A 1,393-nucleotide genomic window follows, 5' to 3' on the forward strand; every position below is an offset into this window, starting at 1 on the left:
TATACGATTCAAGCGCTTCATTCCCTGCTCCAGTTCCAGCATCCGGCTTACATCCACCTGCTGTTGCATGATTCACCTCCTGAGTACAAATCCGCCGTCTAGTTATTCAAGTCGTCGAACATAGAGGCCCTTCACTGTGATGGTCATGCCGTCCAGTGCCGTGATGCCTTTGAAAAGAACTTATAAAGTATAGACCTTTATATCTAATATCACTGATAAAACAGGCCTGTCATGGTGGTATCTCACCATAATCGACCTGTTAAATGTAACGGAGTAGCATTATTCAGGGTAAAAATATTACATGGGTAATGTTGGGTTTATTCGGCACTAGGTAGCCCCTACTACTTATACAATTTTAAACTTTCGTTTAATTTCATATAATCGAGATTCAACTACATCCTTATCATCAGAGTGCTTTAACAAATATACTTTACTTGCTTCTTTAAGATAAACATAGAAACTGTAGTAATCTAGTACGACGGTTACATCTTCATCAACTGCAGGACGGTCAAAAAAATAGCAAACCCCATCTTCTCCGAAGTACCCTTCTTCCCACTCTTCTAGTTCACTTGCAAATAAACACCAGATATGCTCATTACCAAAACCCTGCCCGTTACAATACTTTTCCAACGCTTTAATAAAGTTCCCATCTCCGATAGAAAAATAATAAAGATCTATCAGTTTTTTTTCAGAAATATTTTCATTTGTCATATCGTTACCTCCCTATTTCCCCTCAAATGAAGGATGGAAATTTGTGATGTTCCCACTATCATCAAGGTATCCCGTAAATCTAAGTCCATTAGAGGAGTATCCAGTCACTAATCTCCCATTAATCACACCATTCGCCATAGCTTCTTTGCCCCATACAATCATTTGTTCACTTGAAATTACATTTGAATCATAGACTGTCTTTGGTTGAGGGATATTTTTATATTGGCCAGGCACTACCTTTAATTCCCTGTCTAATGCAGGAATTCTATACTCTATTTCATAAACCCCAGGAACAGTAGAATGCGGAGTTCTTGAAACAATAACATCATCTAGCTTCCAACCTTGATCTGTCAGAATTTTCTCGAAATTTTCTAAATTATGACCTCCAACAACGCCTTTATTCCCTTTTCTAACAAGCCCTTGTACATTTATCATGTGATCATCAAAACCGTTTACATACTCGAACTTATTCTTAGTCACCCATGTAACATTTTCATCACCATATTTTGAACCGAAGTACTCATCCCATTCCGCCCCTGTTTGAGGGATCTTAGCATCATTCCCCCGCCCCTCACTCCGCCACACCTGCCCCGGCATCTCAACCGGGCCCGGGCCGCCCGGCGTTGCCGGAATCAACCGGTTCGGGTAAGGGTTCATCCCTGGAAAATTCCAGTTCTTCAAG

2 protein-coding genes are annotated in these 1,393 nt (G+C 40.6%); both read right to left on the reverse strand.

All coding sequences use genetic code 11. The features are described from left to right. Positions 1 to 345 precede the first annotated feature (345 nt). Positions 346 to 711 carry a ribonuclease toxin immunity protein CdiI gene (gene cdiI / locus NST04_RS33965; protein ID WP_341188219.1) on the reverse strand — a complete coding sequence of 122 codons (366 nt, stop codon included), beginning with the start codon at positions 709 to 711 and terminating at the stop codon, positions 346 to 348. 12 nt (positions 712 to 723) lie between these two features. Then, a partial coding sequence (locus NST04_RS33970) for a CdiA family toxin C-terminal domain-containing protein (RefSeq protein WP_341188220.1) occupies positions 724 to 1,393 on the reverse strand: 670 nt, incomplete at its 5' end.

Origin of the sequence: Paenibacillus sp. FSL H7-0756 (assembly GCF_038006765.1) — a bacterium.
Lineage (GTDB): Bacteria > Bacillota > Bacilli > Paenibacillales > Paenibacillaceae > Paenibacillus_AQ.

Excerpts from the sequence above, each read along its gene's own strand:
- cdiI (WP_341188219.1), bottom strand. The coding sequence starts at position 711 with ATGACAAATGAAAATATTTCTGAAAAAAAACTGATAGATCTTTATTAT.